Genomic DNA, 16,618 nt, shown 5'->3' on the forward strand with positions numbered 1-16,618 from the left:
TTCCTGACCATAAATTTTTACATAAAGAATTAATCTTAAAACAAATTCATATATTTGTTACTGATATGATCCAATTCTATTTTACCCAAGCCAGGATCATGCGTAAAACACTTACAAGAAGCCAAATAAAACACCATTGGCATTTTATCATCTGAAACGATAGTTTTTCAGGCAATGCTAAAAACTAATTTCGAATGAGTAAAAAGAAAGTAAAACTAAACATATTAGGATTATCATATTCACAAACCCAATCGGGTGCTTATGCACTGGTTTTGGCAGAAGAAGAGGGTGAACGGCGGATTCCAATCATCATTGGTGGTGTTGAGGCGCAATCCATAGCCATCAAACTTGAAGGCCTTGAGCCTCCCCGTCCTTTAACACACGATCTGTTTCTTAAATTTGCCAGAGCTTTTCAGGTTGAACTGTTGGAGGTGGTCATTTACAAACTAGAAGAGGGTATTTTCTACTCTGAACTGGTTTGTGTGAAAGAGGGCGAAGTGATCAGAATTGATTCCCGCACTTCCGATGCAGTTGCTTTGGCGCTAAGATTTAACTGTCCCATATATACTTACGAGGAGATATTGTCAAAAGCAGGCATTGTTCTTGACTTTGGCGATCCCAAAGAAGAGACCACCGAAAGCAGTGGTGCAAAATCCGGAGTTTCAGCTTCTGGAAGTTCCAGTGCTTACACAGCCAAGTCGCTGGATGAATTGAAGGTGCTGCTGGAAGAAGCTGTTGAAAGTGAGAATTATGAAAAAGCTTCAGAAATAAGGGATGAGATAAAGCGCCGTGAAAAATAAAGGGTACTCCAAAAATAAAATTCTAAGGCCTGAAGTATGAAGAGATATACTGCTCTGCTGTTTTTACTGATCCTTTTTATCCTCCCCGCCACCGGAGAAAATACCGTAACTCCAATTCCCGAAAGCATGGGTTTTACATTAACCGGATTGTTTCGTGGCCTACTTGGAATGTTGAGTATCATGGCTATTGCATGGTTATTCAGCTCCAACAGAAAAGCCATCAACTGGCGCGTAGTTGCAATCGGATTGGGAATCCAAATCGCTCTGGCACTCAGCATTCTTCACATTCCTTTTGTTGAATCCATCTTTGATTTTGTAGGTAAAATATTTGTAAAACTTTTAAGTTTTACTGAGGCTGGCACCCATTTCCTATTCAGCAGTTTTCAAACGGATACCATTGAATCGCCACTGTTGAATTTTGCCATCACCATACTTCCAACCATTATCTTTTTCTCGGCCATTACCAGTGTCCTTTTTTACTTCGGGATCATTCAACGAGTTGTCTATTATCTGGCGCTGGCTATGACCAAGTTGTTGCGCTTATCGGGTGCTGAAAGTTTATCGGTAGCAGGAAATATATTTCTGGGTCAAACCGAATCCCCGTTAATGATCAAGGCCTATCTTGAAAAGATGAATCGTTCAGAGATGCTTCTGGTTATGTCAGGAGGCATGGCAACTCTGGCAGGCGGTGTACTTGCAGTTTATATAAAAGTACTGGGAGGCGGTGATCCGGTTCAGGAATTGATTTATGCCAAGCATTTGCTTGCAGCTTCAATCATGGCTGCTCCGGGAGTTGTGGTCATTGCCAAAATGCTGATTCCGCAAACCGAATCCATCTCAAAAGAAGTTGAAGTCAGTAAAGACCGGATTGGAAAAAATATTCTGGATGCCATATCCAACGGAACCACCGAAGGCATTCGTCTGGCAGTAAACGTAGCAGGGATGCTGCTGGTTTTCATCTCATTTATTGCCATGTTTAATTTTATATTTCTTAAAACCGGCGATTGGTTTGGTTTAAACGAGAGAATTGCAGAATTGACCAATGGTCAGTATACCGAGTTATCTTTGCAGTTTCTTCTGGGATATATTTTTGCTCCTTTAATGTGGCTATTGGGAGTTCATGGTCAGGACATTGATTTGGTCGGACGGGTTTTGGGTGAGAAAATTATCATGACCGAATTTATTGGCTATGTCAGTTTGGGGGAGTTGAAACAAACCGGAGCATTTTTTCAGGAAAAATCAATAATAATGGCCACCTACATTTTGTGCGGCTTTGCTAATTTTGCTTCAATTGGCATACAGATAGGAGGTATTGGGTCACTTGCTCCTGGGAAAAGAATTCAATTGTCGCAACTGGGATTAAGAGCATTGCTTGCAGGAACACTGGCTTCCCTTTTATCAGCTACAATTATTGGTACCATATTAGGTTAAAAGAGATTTCTGATAACCATAGAATTAAAATACAAAAGGCGATTCGTAGGAATCGCCTTTATTCTTTACTCTCAACTATTTCTTAGTTACAGAATTGCATCAAGTTTAGAAGCCAAAATTGTTTTAGGAACAGCTCCTACCTGCTTATCTACAACTTCTCCATTCTTAAAAAACAGGATGGTTGGAATATTTCTAATACCAAACTTAACAGAGGTTTCAGGATTGCTGTCAACATCCATTTTTGCAACAACAGCCTTATCCTTATACTCATCGGCCAACTCTGCTACAATAGGAGTTACCATTCTACATGGGCCACACCATTCGGCCCAAAAATCCAAAAGAACAGGTTTGTCTGAATTCATTACCAGTTCATCAAAATTGGAATCAGTTACTTCAATTGCCATAATTATCTGGTTTATTTAATATTGTTAGATATAAATTTAAAATTAATTGGATATATTAAAAACACAAAAAATGCGCTCTTGTTCAAAGATAGCCATTTTTAGATTAAAAATCCTAACTTAATATCATTGAAATTTCAGGCCTTTCTTCGAAAAACCGCACCAAATCACCGGTTAAATTGACCATCACATTTCGTGATAAAAGTTTGATGTTTTGACGCTCATTTTCTTCGTCATAAACTTGAAAACGGAGAGAGACCTTGCCTTTGTTCTCCATGGTGATATGAGCCAACTCGGTTACCACCTCGTTGGTTAAACCGCTCAAAGGAATGCGAAGAGTGAGGCACTTAACCTGATTCTCCAAAATATCAGACAACAATGAAATACTATGTACTTTGACCTCCAACTCTTCTTGTCTGTATTTTTTGGGTTGCACTTTCCCTTTGACCATGATAAAAAGATTGGATTCAAAATAGTTGTTGAATTTGATGTAGTCCTCTCCAAAAAAGGCAAAATCAAAACTACCGGAGTAATCTTCAAGGGTTAATATGCTGAACTTGTTTCCCTTCTTTGTAAGTCCCTGCCGAACATTGGTCACCATTCCTCCTACTGTAAACTCTCTACCTTTCAGAGGTTCTAATTCATTTAACTTACTTACCTCCAGATTGCAATAATTTTGTATTTCAAGTCGATAATCATCAAGAGGGTGCGCCGACAGGTAGATTCCAATTAGGTCTTTCTCCTTCTCAAGCTTCTCAAGAGTTGAAAACTCCAGGCATTGAGGAATGTCAGGTTTCTTAATTTCAACAGCCAACTCGGCTGATCCAAAAAGTGATATCTGATTGGTTGCCTTATCGCTCTGATAGCGGTTTCCGTAACGAATCAGCTTTTCAATAAAAGAACCGTCATCGCCTGTAGCCACAGCAAAAAACTGAGCTCTGTGAATATTTCCTAGACTGTCAAATCCTCCTGCAGCAGCAAGCGCCTCAACGGCCTTTTTATTTACAGTTTGTAAACTAATTCGCTCAATAAAATCGAAAACATCTTTGTATGGTCCGTTCTTCTCGCGTTCTTTTATAATTTCCTGAACAACGCCTTCTCCAACACCTTTGATTGCAGCCATCCCGAAGCGTAAAGCTCCTTTTTTATTAACCGTAAATTTCAGGTGACTTTCGTTTACATCCGGTCCAAGGACTTCAATTCCCATGCGCCGGCACTCTTCCATGAAGGTGGTAATTTTGGTGATGTCGTTTAGATTTCGGCTTAAAACCCCCGCCATGAACTCAGCAGGATAATGTGCTTTGAGATATCCTGTTTTATAAGCGAGGTTTGCATAACAAACCGAGTGAGATTTATTGAAGGCGTAACTGGCAAAAGCCTCCCAATCCTTCCAAATTTTCTCAATCAACACATCCGGTTTCTTACCAACCTTCTCGCAACCTTCAATAAATTCCGGATTCTTCTTACACCCTTCTGAAAATTTAGCCTTTAGTTTGGCCATCACTTCCATCAGTTTTTTCCCCATGGCCTTACGAAGGGAGTCTGATTCTCCACGTGTAAAACCTGCGAGCTTCCTCGACAGAAGCATCACCTGCTCCTGGAAAACTGTAATCCCATATGTCTCTTCAAGATAGGATTCCATCAGCGGATGATCATAATTGATATCCTCCCTGCCATGCTTACGGGCTACATAATTTGGGATATACTCCATAGGACCCGGACGATAGAGGGCATTCATGGCCACCAGGTCTTCAAAACGGTTGGGTTGAAGTTCGCGAAGATATTTTTTCATTCCCGCCGACTCAAACTGGAAGATGGCTGTGGTTTCACCTCGTGAGAAAAGTTCAAAGGTTTTCTCATCGTCATAGGTGAAATTGGTATCATCCATATCGAGATCAAACCCTTTAGATAACTTAATGGCTTCAAGTGTCTCCTTTATGATGGAAAGAGTTTTTAAGCCCAGAAAGTCCATTTTAAGCAACCCAATGGATTCAACCAGATTGCCTTCGTATTGTGTAACCAGAAGGTTTACACCTTCTTTGGCCGGCATTAAAGGAATGTGTTCATCAAGCGGATCGCGACCAATCAAAACGCCACAGGCATGCACGCCTGTTTGACGTATCGATCCCTCCAGGTCACATGCAAGTTCAAGAGTTTTCAACAAGGTTCCATTTCCGGAATTTCTTCCATTCAGCATCTCTGTGGCAAAAATGCGGAGCATCTCTAAACGAGCCACCTCTTTATCCTTATTCGCAGAACGTGCTGCACTAAGCTTTCGTTCCAGAGCAGGCAGAACATTCTCTAAAGTTCCATTTTCTGCTTCCAGGTTCAAAACTTCCTTATATGCATTGGCGAGTTTGGTTCCCGGTTTTTCAGGAATTAATTTAGATATTCGGTCGGTTTCCGATAAAGGAAGCTTAAGCACCCTGCCAACATCCTTTATGGCCGATTTTGCAGCCATGGTTCCCAGAGTACAAATATGCGCCACTTTATCTTTACCATATTTATCAGCCACCCAGTTAAGAACGAGCTGTCGACCGTCGTCATCAAAATCAATGTCCACGTCAGGCATCGAAATCCTGTCGGGATTGAGAAAACGCTCAAACAGCAAATCAAATTTAATGGGATCAACAGAAGTAATACCCACGCAAAAAGCAACTGCCGAACCTGCAGCTGAACCACGACCGGGGCCTACCAAAACACCCATATCGCGTGCTGCATTTATGAAATCCTGAACAATTAGGAAGTAACCTGGAAAACCCATGGTTTTCACGGTGTTCAGCTCAAAGTCAATTCGTTCCTTAACATTATCGGGAACCGGATCTCCATAAAACTTTTTTGCACCTACATAAGCCAAATGTTCAAGGTAATCAGCTTCTAACTTAACCCGAAGCAGATGATCATAGTCACCACCCAGAGACGCATAACGTTCTTCTCCAAACTCTTCCTTTAAATCATCTTCACTAATCTTTTCACGATACCCTTCCCAGCTACCAAAATCCTCAGGAATTGGGAAAAGTGGCATTATTGGAGGCGAGTCCAATTCATATATTTCTACCTTATCGGCAATTTCCATGGTGTTTTGTAACGCTTCCGGAATGTCGGCAAAAAGTTGATTCATTTCCGCCGTTGTTTTGAACCACTCCTGACGCGTATATCGCATCCGGCTCTCATCATCCTGATCCTTCCCGGTATTGAGACAAATCATCACATCATGAGCCTCTGCTTTTGCTGCATCGGCAAAATGCACGTCATTGGCAGCAATCACTTTTACTCCCAATTCTTTACCGAATTCAAGCAATTTTTCATTTACAACAACCTGCTCATCGTACACCAGCTTTCGCATACGCGGATCTTCAGAAGGATGCCGCTGCAATTCCAAATAAAAATCCTCTCCAAAAAGATTTTTGTACCAGAGAATGGCTTCTTTGGCTCCGTCAAAATCTTTGTTGATGATTTTCCTGGGGATTTCGCCTCCCAGACAGGCCGATGTGATAATTAATCCTTCATGATGCTTTTCAAGTAGCTGTTTATCAATTCGGGGGCGATAGAAAAATCCTTCCACATAGGCAATGGATGTTAGTTTCAGGAGATTTTTATATCCTTTCAGGTTCTTGGCAAGTATGACCAGGTGCCGTCCCGACCGATCCAGATTTTTATCGGAGCGATCAGCGATGGTTCGCTCAGCCACATAGGCCTCCACTCCTATAATCGGTTTAATTTTTTTCTTTTTACATAAATCGTAGAACTCCTTAATGCCAAGCATGGTTCCATGATCGGTGAGGGCAATGGCAGACATGCCGTCCTCAACAGCTTTGTTAACCAACGCCTGAACACTCGCCTGACCATCAAGTATAGAGTATTGAGAATGAACGTGTAAATGTGTAAAGGGAATATTAGCCATGATAAGTTTTAGCTTTCAATATGATTTTCTGTTTCGAACAAAAATAGCAATTCCATTACAGAGGTAACAGTTAAATTTGACGAAAGTTTTTCTTTTGAGATTCCCGGTTTGTCAATTGGGAAAATCTTATAGATAAAATAGTATCAGCTTCTCTTTTATTCAAAACACTGCTCAACTAGAATCACTTTTGTCTGATTTATTTGCTATTATAATCGTTTAAGCGATTATAATTGTAAACATGTTATTAATCAAAAGCCTAATTCACAAACTACGAATTTGATCACATCAACTCCACGCCTAACAGAATCATTTAAGGCTACATATATGAAATACATCATAGATTAAACATAGTGAGCCAACGTGAAAGACAATTTGTGCAAAACTGAACCTCAACCCTGCATGATTGTATCTCAGGACTTTATTAAATTTATAAACAAAGTACCGAATAGTATAAGAATGTGATTAATTCGTATTTGTTTCAGCAATAAAATCCATCTATTTTGCATTTTGAAAAATAAACCCCAACAACATTTGAATATCAACAATATACAACACGGTAAAATATGAAAACAACTTTATTATCGATTCTGCTATCACTTTTCATTTTAGCAGGCTGCTCAAATCCTTCATCCCAAACTGGTGAGGAGAATATAAGTGTTGCTCAAAAACTGTTTGACGACCTAATGTCCATCACCGGAAAAGCAACCCTGTTTGGCCATCAGGATGATCTGGCATATGGAATTGGTTGGAAATATGTGGATGGGGAATCAGATGTGAAAAGAACGTCAGGTGATTACCCGGCACTTTTTGGATGGGAGCTTGGGGGTATCGAACTGGGTCATGAAGTGAACCTGGACAGCGTACCTTTTAATAAAATGAGGCAATTCGCCATTTGGACTCATCAAAATGGAGGTGTAAATACATTCAGCTGGCATCCTTTTTCAGCTCTGGATGAGAGTAAGAGCTCATGGGTAACCGATGAAGAAGTAGTAAAACATATACTTCCGGGAGGATCGCATCACGAAGTCTTTCTAAAACACATGGATAAATTGGTGGCTTTTTTCAAAAAACTAAATGAAGAAAATGGCCAACCTCTACCATTTATATTTCGTCCGTGGCATGAGATGGATGGAAATTGGTTTTGGTGGGGTGCAGACCTGACAACTCCGGATGAGATGATAGACTTATTCAGATTCACCATTGATTATATGTGGAAACAGGGGTTGGACAACTTCCTGGTGGCCTATTCACCCGACAGGTTTTTTAATTCAATTCAGGAGTACTTAACCTGGTATCCGGGGGATGAATATGTGCATGTTATTGGTGTGGACAATTACTATGACATGAGAAGAGGATCTGATGGACTTCAGGATGCCATATTAAAACTTGAAATTGCGGCTAAATACGCAAAAGAAACAGGAAAAATAGCTGCGTTTACCGAAACGGGCCTGGACAGAATTCCTGATGAAAACTGGTACACCCAATCATTGGCAAAAGTACTGAATGCCAACGAATGGACCAAAAGAATGGCCTACGTCATGGTTTGGAGAAACCATGATCTTGACCACTTTTATGTTCCCTACCCCGAACATCCGGCAGCAGAAGATTTTCGCCAATTTACATCTCAGCAACATATCTGGCTTTTAAACGATTGGGTAAATCATCAACAGAAATAATTATTGCGAAAGCAAACACATTTACAAGATTATAATTGAGAATTGATGCAGAAAGATTTATTTACAACGCGGTATAACCGCGTAAAAACAGAGCACGAAGCTCTGTTATTAAAACCTAATGAGGCACTATTTAGCACCAATGGCATTTACAGCCGCTATAAAAACCCCATTCTTACGAGGAATCACATCCCGCTTCACTGGCGTTATGATTTGAATCCTGAAACCAATCCTCGTTTTATGGAGAGAATTGGGTTTAATGCCACCTTTAATTCAGGAGCCATCAAATGGGGAGATAAATACCTGTTGGCTGTTCGCGTAGAAGGGAACGACCGGAAATCGTTTTTTGCCATTGCTGAAAGTCCAAACGGCGTTGACAATTTTCGATTTTGGAATCGCCCCATCACACTGCCGGAAACCGAAGAGCCTGACACCAATGTTTATGACATGCGCTTAACCAGGCATGACGATGGATACGTTTATGGCGTATTTTGCACAGAGAGAAAAGATCCTGAAGCGCCTTCAGGAGATACCAGCAGTGCTGTTGCAGCTGCGGGAATTGCTCGCACCAAAGATTTGGTAAAGTGGGAGCGCCTGCCCGATTTGATTTCAACAACAGGCCAACAAAGAAATGTGGTGCTATTTCCTCATTTTATTGAGGGAAAATACGCGTTTTACACCCGCCCCCAGGATGGATTCATCGATACCGGGAAGGGAGGAGGAATCGGCTTTGGATTCTCCGAATCCATTGAAAATGCAGAAATAAAAGAGGAAGTCATCGTTGATGCCAAAACCTACCACACCATTTATGAAGTAAAGAACGGACTGGGACCGGCTCCCATCCGGACAGAAAAAGGATGGCTTCAAATGGCACATGGGGTAAGAAATACCGCAGCAGGTTTGCGATACACCATTTATATGTTCATGACCGATCTGGAAAAACCGTGGCTGGTGACATACAAGCCCAATGGTCATTTTATAGCACCGTTAAAAGAAGAACGAGTGGGAGATGTTTCCAACGTGGTGTTTAACAATGGATGGATTGCCGATGATGATGGGAAAGTTTACATTTATTATGCTTCTTCGGACACCCGTATGCATGTGGCGATTTCCACCATCGATCAGTTGGTTGACTATTGCATTAATTCGCCGCAGGATCAATTACGCTCGGCAGCATCGGTGCAAACCATCAACAACCTAATTGACAAAAATCTCAAATTCATGTAATAACAGTATCTATTAAAAAAGAAGGGTCTACGAATTGGAGGTTAAACGATCTTTGCCAATAACCAGATTAGAGACCGGCGCAAACCGCCTTCGCAGCCTCTTCATTCTTATCCCAATATAATTTTATGAACCTGGATGTTTCTAAACTAAAAAATGAACTGAAACAAGAGTACATCAGCATTCTTGATTTTTGGAAAAACCATACCGCTGACGAGGAAAACGGAGGTTTCTATGGAGAACTATGTAATGATGGGACACCAAACTCTGAAGCCATCAAAGGAGTCGTATTGAATACTCGTATTTTATGGACTTTTGCTTCGGCATATAACTTTCTGAAAAATGAACAGTATCTAAAAGTAGCAGATCTGGCCTATAATTATATCATCAAGTATTTCTGGGACAGAGAATTCGATGGCCTATTCTGGAGCGTTGATGTAAAAGGAAATGTTCATAACGACCGAAAACAAATATATGCACAGGGATTTGGCATATATGGATTTTCTGAATATTTCAAAGCTACAGGAAATAAAGAGAGTCTTGACTATGCCATTAAACTCTTCAACTGCATTGAAAAATACAGTTTCGATCATCAACATGGAGGTTACATTGAAGCGCTGTCTAGAGATTGGATGCCATTACAGGATATGCGGCTGAGTGAAAAAGATGCCAACGAACCAAAATCAATGAATACTCATCTTCACATCATTGAACCATATACCAACCTTTTTAGAGTATGGCCTGATGATGGCTTAAAAATGAAGATGGAAAATCTCGTTAAGGTTTTTCATGATAGAATAATCAACCCTGAAAATGCGCATTTCGAACTGTTTTTTGATAAAGATTGGACGGTAAAATCAGAAATGGTTTCATATGGCCATGATATTGAAGGAGCTTGGTTGCTGTGTGAAGCCGCTGATTTTATAAACAACCCGGAACTATTAAAGCAAGTTGAATCCATGAGTCTCCGAATGACGGATGTTACGCTTAAAGAGGGGCTGGCTCAGGACAATTCGTTATATTACGAAAAAGATCCCTCCACCGATCATTTAGACAGAGACAGACATTGGTGGGTACAGGCAGAAGCCATGGTAGGATTTATGAATGCCTTTCAGCTAAGCGGTAAGGAAAAATACCAGACTGCCATGTTGAAAATGTGGGATTATATCAAAACCCATATCATTGACAGGGAAAATGGAGAGTGGCATCTACGGACGAATGATCAGGGATTACCCATAACTTCTGATCCAAAAGCAGGTTTCTGGAAATGCCCGTATCACAATTCACGAGCATTAATGGAACTATATAACCGTTTATAGAACTGATAACACAACTTTATAACCAAATATCAAAAAATGGCTCAATCAATTCAGTCTCAAGTTAGCCTTAAAGAGAAAATAGGATATGGATTTGGGGATGCAGCATCTTCCATGTTCTGGAAAATTTTCACCTTTTATCTGGCCATATTTTACACCGATGTTTTTGGTATTCCTGCTGCAGCAGCAGGAACCATGTTTCTGGTCACCCGTATTTGGGACACAGCCAACGACCCCATTATGGGTATAATTGGAGACAGAACCAACACCAAATGGGGAAAATTCCGACCCTATTTATTATGGATTGCTTTTCCGTTTGCCATCATTGGCGTGTTGCTTTTTACTACTCCAAATCTTGATGTGACTGGGAAAATCGTTTATGCTTACATAACGTATACGCTGATGATGATGGTTTATACGGCAATAAATGTTCCCTACGCAAGCCTTTTGGGTGTAATGACAGCAAAATCTACAGAACGTACAAGTTTTGCCTCATACAGAATGGTATTTGCTTTTGCCGGAAGTTTGCTGGTGGTAGCACTTTTTCAACCCTTGGTAGATGGATTCAACAGTCTGGAAATGGTAGATATCTCAACAGCCTATCAATTGACCATGGTGGTTATTGGTTTACTCGCAGTGGGTTTCTTTCTTCTTACATTTTCATGGACTCGTGAAAGAATCACCCCTCCCAAAGATCAGAAAAACAACCTGAGAGAAGACTTAAAAAACCTGGCAGGGAATATTCCATGGTTTGTGATTTTGGGTGCGGGAGTCATGACCCTGATATTTAACTCAGTTAGAGATGGCGTGGCGATGTACTACTTTAAATACTACATAAGCGATGATATTACCAGAGAAACCAGCTTGGTCTTTTCAAGAATGACGTTTGCCATAAGTACTTTCTATATATTTCTGGGTCAGGCCACCAATATGATCGGAGTGATGATGGCCAAACCGATATCAGCAATTATTGGTAAACGAGTGACCTTTATATCGGCTATGTTTACTGCCGCAGCATTAAGTTCAGTTTTCTTTTATCTTACAAGAGATAACCTATTCCTGATTTTTGCTCTTCAGGCCATGATCAGTTTCTGCGCAGGCATCATTTTCCCGCTGATGTGGGCTATGTATGCCGATGCAGCCGATTACTCACAGTGGAAAACCGGTCGACGTGCCACGGGACTGGTATTTTCGGCATCAAGCATGTCGCAAAAACTAGGATGGACTCTGGGTGGCTCAATTACACTCTGGCTGTTGGCATACTTCGGGTTTCAGGCCAATGTTGAACAAAATCCTGAAACCATACAGGGCATAAAGTTAATGATGAGTTACGTACCCGGAATCGCAGCACTTATTTCAGGAATTTTTATGATCTTTTACAAACTGAGCGATGCTAAGATGGAAAAAATAATTGCCGATCTTGATAAAAGACGCGAAATAGAGAACAACAACAATTGATTTACAGACGAGTTATTACAAATCCATGGCTTTTGCATTGGAATAAATTTAATGCGAATACTGTTTGTTTTTGTTAATTTTTGTGTATGTTTGCATGCGAAAGTCATAAAATGCCTTTCCCATAGAATCAGCTAAAAAATCTAAATGAAAAAAGAAGGCCCCACCGGGGCTTTTTTTTATGTCAGAAAGTTCCCCCATACAATTAAATATCTGCATCTTACAAACCAATCATAAAAAGACTTTTCATTACTGTCTTTCAAATATTTTTATCATATAAAAAAAGCATTATTTTTGCAGTAACAGAGGCCGGGGTTGTTAGCTCAGTTGGTTTAGAGCATTACCTTGACAGGGTAGGGGTCACTGGTTCGAATCCAGTACAACCCACTTATAATTAAACAGGTTGCATATAGCAACCTGTTTTTTGTTAATATTAAAGCATATCCTGCATTTCAAATCCATTAACAACACATTAACACACTTCGTTTTCCTACACAGCGTCATTCTAACATCCCTATTTGGTGGGAATTAGGCTTTAATCTTTATTTGTTCTAATTCTAAATTGCCTGCAACGATTCAATCGTTCATCTCTTTTTAATAACTTTAAATGAACCAAGAGGTTAACATGGCATCCAACAACGGGATATCCGTTTAAGATGGGATGCAAATTAAAACAGCAACAGATATGATGAAAAGAAGAGAATTTGTTACACGCAGCGTAGGAGTTGGTCTTTTAGGAGCAGTGGCTCCAATGTTTGGCGGTTTAGACACTCTTGCTTCTCAGCCGGCAGTGCAGGGAAATTATGATTTGGCCGCAGTTCGCGGAGGCACGCCTCCACAAATGTTCGACAAAGCCATGGAGGCCATTGGCGGAATGGGGCGATTTGTAAAACAAGGTCAAAGGGTTCTTATAAAACCAAATATTGGTTGGGACACACCACCGGAGAGAGCAGCAAACACCAATCCCGATTTGGTTGGGCGCATGGTAAAAGCAGCGTTCGAAGCAGGTGCTTCTGATGTTTTTGTGTTTGATCATACCTGTGATCAGTGGGATCGAGCATATCGCAACAGTGGAATTGAAGCTGCCGTACGCGAAAATGGTGGAACCATTGTCCCTGGTAATAATGAAAGAAACTACAGAGAGGTCTCCATTCCGAACGCAAAAATTCTTAAAACAACCAAAGTCCACGAGATGGTTTTAAATACAGACGTTTTTATAAATGTTCCGGTTTTAAAACATCATGGATCAACAACAGTTACACTGGCCATTAAAAACCTGATGGGATGTGTATGGGATCGCAGGTTTTACCACGCAAACAACCTCAGCCAATGTATCGCAGATTTTCTGGCATTCAAAAAGCCAGATTTAAATGTAATTGATGGTTACAGAATGATGACCAGAAACGGACCTCGAGGTGTCTCAGTTGCCGATGTTGTGGACTTGGGAGCTCTGGTTGCAGGATCCGATATTGTAGCAGTAGATGCAGCTGCAACGCTGATGTTCGGTAGTCAGCCGAACGATATTGCACATATCAGAATAGCTGAAGAAATGGGATTTGGAACAACAAATCTGGAACAACTATCAATTAATCGCATCAGAATCTAAACAAATATGACGCTGTTTTCAACACTGAAAAAGCTCAGGGTGATACTGGGAATCATTTTCCTGCTTCTCACCCTGTCGCTTTTTATTGATATATTCGAGAAGTATGCCGATGAACGTTTCGGTCAGATACTTTATCTTCAGTTTGTACCTTCAGTTCTTAACTTTGTACAAACTTTCTCCTTGCTGACTGCAGGAGGCTTTATTATTGTATTAATTTTAACTTTGTTGTTTGGACGATTGTATTGTTCAACCATATGTCCGCTGGGGATTCTGCAGGATATTGTGTCAAATATTTCCAAAAAATTCTCCAAAAAAAAGATATTTTACAAATACAAGAAGGCGCACCCGGTGTGGCGATACTCTTTCATGGGGATAATGATTGTATCCATGATTGCAGGCTTGGGTTTTATTGTGGTATGGCTTGACCCGTATAGCATAGCCGGTCGATTTTTCTCATTTATCATTGATCCGTCGGTACGGAGTGTGAACAATGTGGTTGCAACCTTTATGCAAAACCAGGGAAACTATTCTTTTTTCCATGTTCCCATATACCATGTATCTACTGTTCCTGTTCTACTCACCGTTATATTGACATCTTTTATCTTTGTTTTGGCATGGAAGCGGGGACGTTTTTTTTGTAACGTGATTTGCCCGGTAGGTACTTTTTTGGGGCTTACATCAAAAGCTGCATTGTACAAAGTAAAATTCAACCCCGATAATTGCACAAAATGTGGAAAATGTGCTGCAGTATGTAAAAGTGAATGCATCAGCATTAAAAACTATTCAGTAGATGAAACAAGGTGTGTCACCTGCTTCAATTGTTTACAGGTATGTCCCGATGCAGCATTGGATTTTGGGAACCTGAAGTCAGTTCCAAAACCAAAAGAAAAATTAAGTTCAGTTAAACCTTCAACTGATGAAGTGAATGTGCATGAAAATGATGCTACCAGGCGGAAACTGTTGGTAACAGGATTGGCTATGATGGCAGGATCGGGCGTGTATGCACTAAAGAAAAACAAATTACCGGAGAGTCAGCACAACCTGACCCTTAACAATAGGGACTTCTTCCCTTCCCCTCCGGGATCGGGAGGAGTACGACGGTTTAACAGCATATGCACCGGATGCGCATTGTGTATATCTGCCTGTCCTACTCATGTTTTGCAGCCATCCATCAACCAATACGGATTGAGAGGGTTTATGCAGCCATTTATGGATTATGAAACCAGCTACTGCAACTTCGATTGTCATAAATGTGCCGATGTTTGCCCCACCGGAGCCATATTACCCCTACCGATGGAGGAGAAACAGTTGACACAAGTCGGAATAGTTAGATTTTTAAAAGAAAACTGCGTTGTAGTCACCGATGGCACCGATTGTGGCGCCTGTTCGGAGCATTGCCCAACAAAAGCGGTGGACATGGTTCCTTATAAGGATGGTTTGATGATTCCGGAAGTCTATCCGGAAATCTGCATCGGCTGCGGTGCGTGTGAGTATCCATGCCCCGTTCTGCCACCGTTCAGAGCCATTTATGTGAATGGAAACGGGGTTCATAAGTTGGCTGACAAACCAGACTTTGGAGAACAACAGTCAGTTGATTTCGATGATTTTCCTTTTTAACCAAATACTAACTTAACCAAATGAGAAAACGGCTTTTCGCAATGCGAAAAGCCGTTTTATTTTAATCAGATCTGGGATATTCCTGATCTTAATAGGTAAATCAATTTATGGCATTTTATACATAAATGCATTGATGTTCATTCCTGCTCCCACCGATGTCATCATGACATTGTCACCGGATTTGAGTTCATGTCCATCAAGTTTGCCTTTTACAATTAGATCATACAAGGTTGGTACGGTAGCCACACTGCTGTTCCCTAAAGTTCTTATGGTCATAGGCATTACGCTGAAATCAACGTTCTTCTCTCCATAAAGACGAAAAATTCTTTTCAAAATGGCTTCGTCCATTTTGGCATTGGCCTGATGAATCAAAACTTTTTTTACATCCTTGAGTTGCATATTGTTTTTGCTCAAACACTCCTGAGCTAACAATGGCACATAGGTTAGAGCATAATTGTACAGCTTGCGACCCAGCATTTTTAAATAGGTTCCTTCTCTTTCTGGGTTGTAAGAGCATCCCATTTTCAAAAGATCCAAATAATCATCAACATCTGTACGGGCAACGTGTTTAAGCATTCCCACGGGCTCTTCACTCACTCGTCCTTCGAGAATAGTGGCAGATGCACCATCGGCAAAAATCATGGTATCACGATCATGCGGATCCATGGAACGACTGATGGTATCGGCTCCAATTACCAAAACTTTTTGGGCGTCTCCAGACTTAATGTAATAGTTAGCCTGAATCATCGCCTGAGTCCATCCGGGGCATCCAAAAGTCATATCGTATGCAACGGCGTTAGGGCTTTTAATCCCCAACTTGTTTTTAACACGCGAAGCCAGCGTTGGCAATATGTCAGGATACAAAGAGCCACTTTTCATATCGCCCAGGTTATGAGCCACAATAATGTAGTCTAACTCCTCGGGGTCAATTCCCGAATCAGCAATGGCTTCTTTGGCAGCTTCGGTGGCCATGTCAGAAGTAACCATCTCTTTGGGCGCCAAACGACGCTCAATTATATCGGTAATTTGCTCAAACTTCTCTGTAATCTCTTTTCCCGGGGTGTCAATAACACTCCCGTCTTCATTCATGAAAACATTGTTCTCAAAGTGTGAATTTTCAATCACAACAGGAGGAATATAACTTCCCGATCCTGTGATTACTGAATAAATGGATTTTTTTGCACACATGCT

Annotated in this window: 11 protein-coding genes and 1 tRNA gene; 9 read left to right on the plus strand and 3 right to left on the minus strand. The window is 40.8% G+C overall.

What is annotated here, in order from left to right; all coding sequences use genetic code 11:
• Window positions 1-194 precede the first annotated feature (194 nt).
• Together EV194_RS02365 and EV194_RS02370 are read left to right on the plus strand one after the other, a co-directional pair.
• Complete coding sequence (locus EV194_RS02365) at window positions 195-800, plus strand: bifunctional nuclease family protein (protein ID WP_132431699.1); 606 nt, start codon at window positions 195-197, stop codon at window positions 798-800.
• Window positions 801-836: 36 nt separating this feature from the next.
• Entirely contained in the window at window positions 837-2,231 is a 1,395-nt protein-coding gene (locus EV194_RS02370) for a NupC/NupG family nucleoside CNT transporter (RefSeq protein ID WP_132431701.1), read from the plus strand.
• An 86-nt stretch (window positions 2,232-2,317) separates the two neighbouring features.
• On the opposite strand, the gene trxA is transcribed toward EV194_RS02370, so the two are convergent.
• Both trxA and dnaE read right to left on the minus strand, forming a co-directional pair.
• Window positions 2,318-2,635 (minus strand): thioredoxin, encoded by a 318-nt coding sequence (trxA, locus tag EV194_RS02375; RefSeq protein ID WP_132431703.1) that lies wholly within the window; start codon window positions 2,633-2,635, stop codon window positions 2,318-2,320.
• A gap of 112 nt (window positions 2,636-2,747) precedes the next feature.
• Window positions 2,748-6,536, minus strand: coding sequence for a DNA polymerase III subunit alpha (dnaE, locus tag EV194_RS02380; RefSeq protein WP_132431705.1), 3,789 nt, complete (start codon window positions 6,534-6,536; stop codon window positions 2,748-2,750).
• A gap of 563 nt (window positions 6,537-7,099) precedes the next feature.
• Here dnaE and EV194_RS02385 point away from each other — a divergent pair.
• The 7 genes from EV194_RS02385 to EV194_RS02415 all read left to right on the plus strand — a co-directional run bounded on the left by EV194_RS02385 (window position 7,100) and on the right by EV194_RS02415 (window position 15,427).
• On the plus strand, window positions 7,100-8,212 hold the full coding sequence (locus EV194_RS02385; RefSeq protein ID WP_132431707.1) for a glycoside hydrolase family 26 protein: 1,113 nt from the start codon (window positions 7,100-7,102) through the stop codon (window positions 8,210-8,212).
• A gap of 45 nt (window positions 8,213-8,257) precedes the next feature.
• The gene (locus EV194_RS02390; protein ID WP_132431709.1) at window positions 8,258-9,436 is read left to right on the plus strand and encodes a glycoside hydrolase family 130 protein; all 1,179 of its coding nucleotides are present in this window, start codon (window positions 8,258-8,260) and stop codon (window positions 9,434-9,436) included.
• A gap of 125 nt (window positions 9,437-9,561) precedes the next feature.
• Complete coding sequence (locus EV194_RS02395) at window positions 9,562-10,752, plus strand: AGE family epimerase/isomerase (protein ID WP_132431711.1); 1,191 nt, start codon at window positions 9,562-9,564, stop codon at window positions 10,750-10,752.
• 36 nt (window positions 10,753-10,788) lie between these two features.
• Entirely contained in the window at window positions 10,789-12,207 is a 1,419-nt protein-coding gene (locus EV194_RS02400; RefSeq protein WP_132431713.1) for an MFS transporter, read from the plus strand.
• Window positions 12,208-12,516: 309 nt separating this feature from the next.
• Window positions 12,517-12,591, plus strand: a tRNA-Val gene (locus tag EV194_RS02405).
• A 298-nt stretch (window positions 12,592-12,889) separates the two neighbouring features.
• Window positions 12,890-13,810, plus strand: a complete 921-nt coding sequence (locus tag EV194_RS02410) for a DUF362 domain-containing protein (protein ID WP_243699304.1) — start codon at window positions 12,890-12,892, stop codon at window positions 13,808-13,810.
• 6 nt (window positions 13,811-13,816) lie between these two features.
• Window positions 13,817-15,427 carry a 4Fe-4S binding protein gene (locus tag EV194_RS02415; RefSeq protein ID WP_132431715.1) on the plus strand — a complete coding sequence of 537 codons (1,611 nt, stop codon included), beginning with the start codon at window positions 13,817-13,819 and terminating at the stop codon, window positions 15,425-15,427.
• A gap of 105 nt (window positions 15,428-15,532) precedes the next feature.
• Here EV194_RS02415 and EV194_RS02420 read toward each other — a convergent pair whose 3' ends face one another.
• Window positions 15,533-16,615, minus strand: coding sequence for a 3-oxoacyl-ACP synthase III family protein (locus EV194_RS02420; protein WP_132431717.1), 1,083 nt, complete (start codon window positions 16,613-16,615; stop codon window positions 15,533-15,535).
• Between the last annotated feature and the right edge of the window lie 3 nt (window positions 16,616-16,618).

This window comes from Natronoflexus pectinivorans, assembly GCF_004345615.1.
GTDB classification, from domain to species: Bacteria; Bacteroidota; Bacteroidia; order Bacteroidales; family Marinilabiliaceae; genus Natronoflexus; species Natronoflexus pectinivorans.

What these genes read in the sequence shown, in the direction of transcription:
- EV194_RS02410 (WP_243699304.1), top strand. Translation starts at nt 12,890, where the DNA reads ATGATGAAAAGAAGAGAATTTGTTACACGCAGCGTAGGAGTTGGTCTT.
- trxA (WP_132431703.1), bottom strand. Translation starts at nt 2,635, where the DNA reads ATGGCAATTGAAGTAACTGATTCCAATTTTGATGAACTGGTAATGAAT.
- dnaE (WP_132431705.1), bottom strand. Translation starts at nt 6,536, where the DNA reads ATGGCTAATATTCCCTTTACACATTTACACGTTCATTCTCAATACTCT.
- EV194_RS02370 (WP_132431701.1), top strand. Translation starts at nt 837, where the DNA reads ATGAAGAGATATACTGCTCTGCTGTTTTTACTGATCCTTTTTATCCTC.
- EV194_RS02390 (WP_132431709.1), top strand. Translation starts at nt 8,258, where the DNA reads ATGCAGAAAGATTTATTTACAACGCGGTATAACCGCGTAAAAACAGAG.
- EV194_RS02395 (WP_132431711.1), top strand. Translation starts at nt 9,562, where the DNA reads ATGAACCTGGATGTTTCTAAACTAAAAAATGAACTGAAACAAGAGTAC.
- EV194_RS02385 (WP_132431707.1), top strand. Translation starts at nt 7,100, where the DNA reads ATGAAAACAACTTTATTATCGATTCTGCTATCACTTTTCATTTTAGCA.
- EV194_RS02420 (WP_132431717.1), bottom strand. Translation starts at nt 16,615, where the DNA reads ATGTGTGCAAAAAAATCCATTTATTCAGTAATCACAGGATCGGGAAGT.
- EV194_RS02365 (WP_132431699.1), top strand. Translation starts at nt 195, where the DNA reads ATGAGTAAAAAGAAAGTAAAACTAAACATATTAGGATTATCATATTCA.
- EV194_RS02400 (WP_132431713.1), top strand. Translation starts at nt 10,789, where the DNA reads ATGGCTCAATCAATTCAGTCTCAAGTTAGCCTTAAAGAGAAAATAGGA.
- EV194_RS02415 (WP_132431715.1), top strand. Translation starts at nt 13,817, where the DNA reads ATGACGCTGTTTTCAACACTGAAAAAGCTCAGGGTGATACTGGGAATC.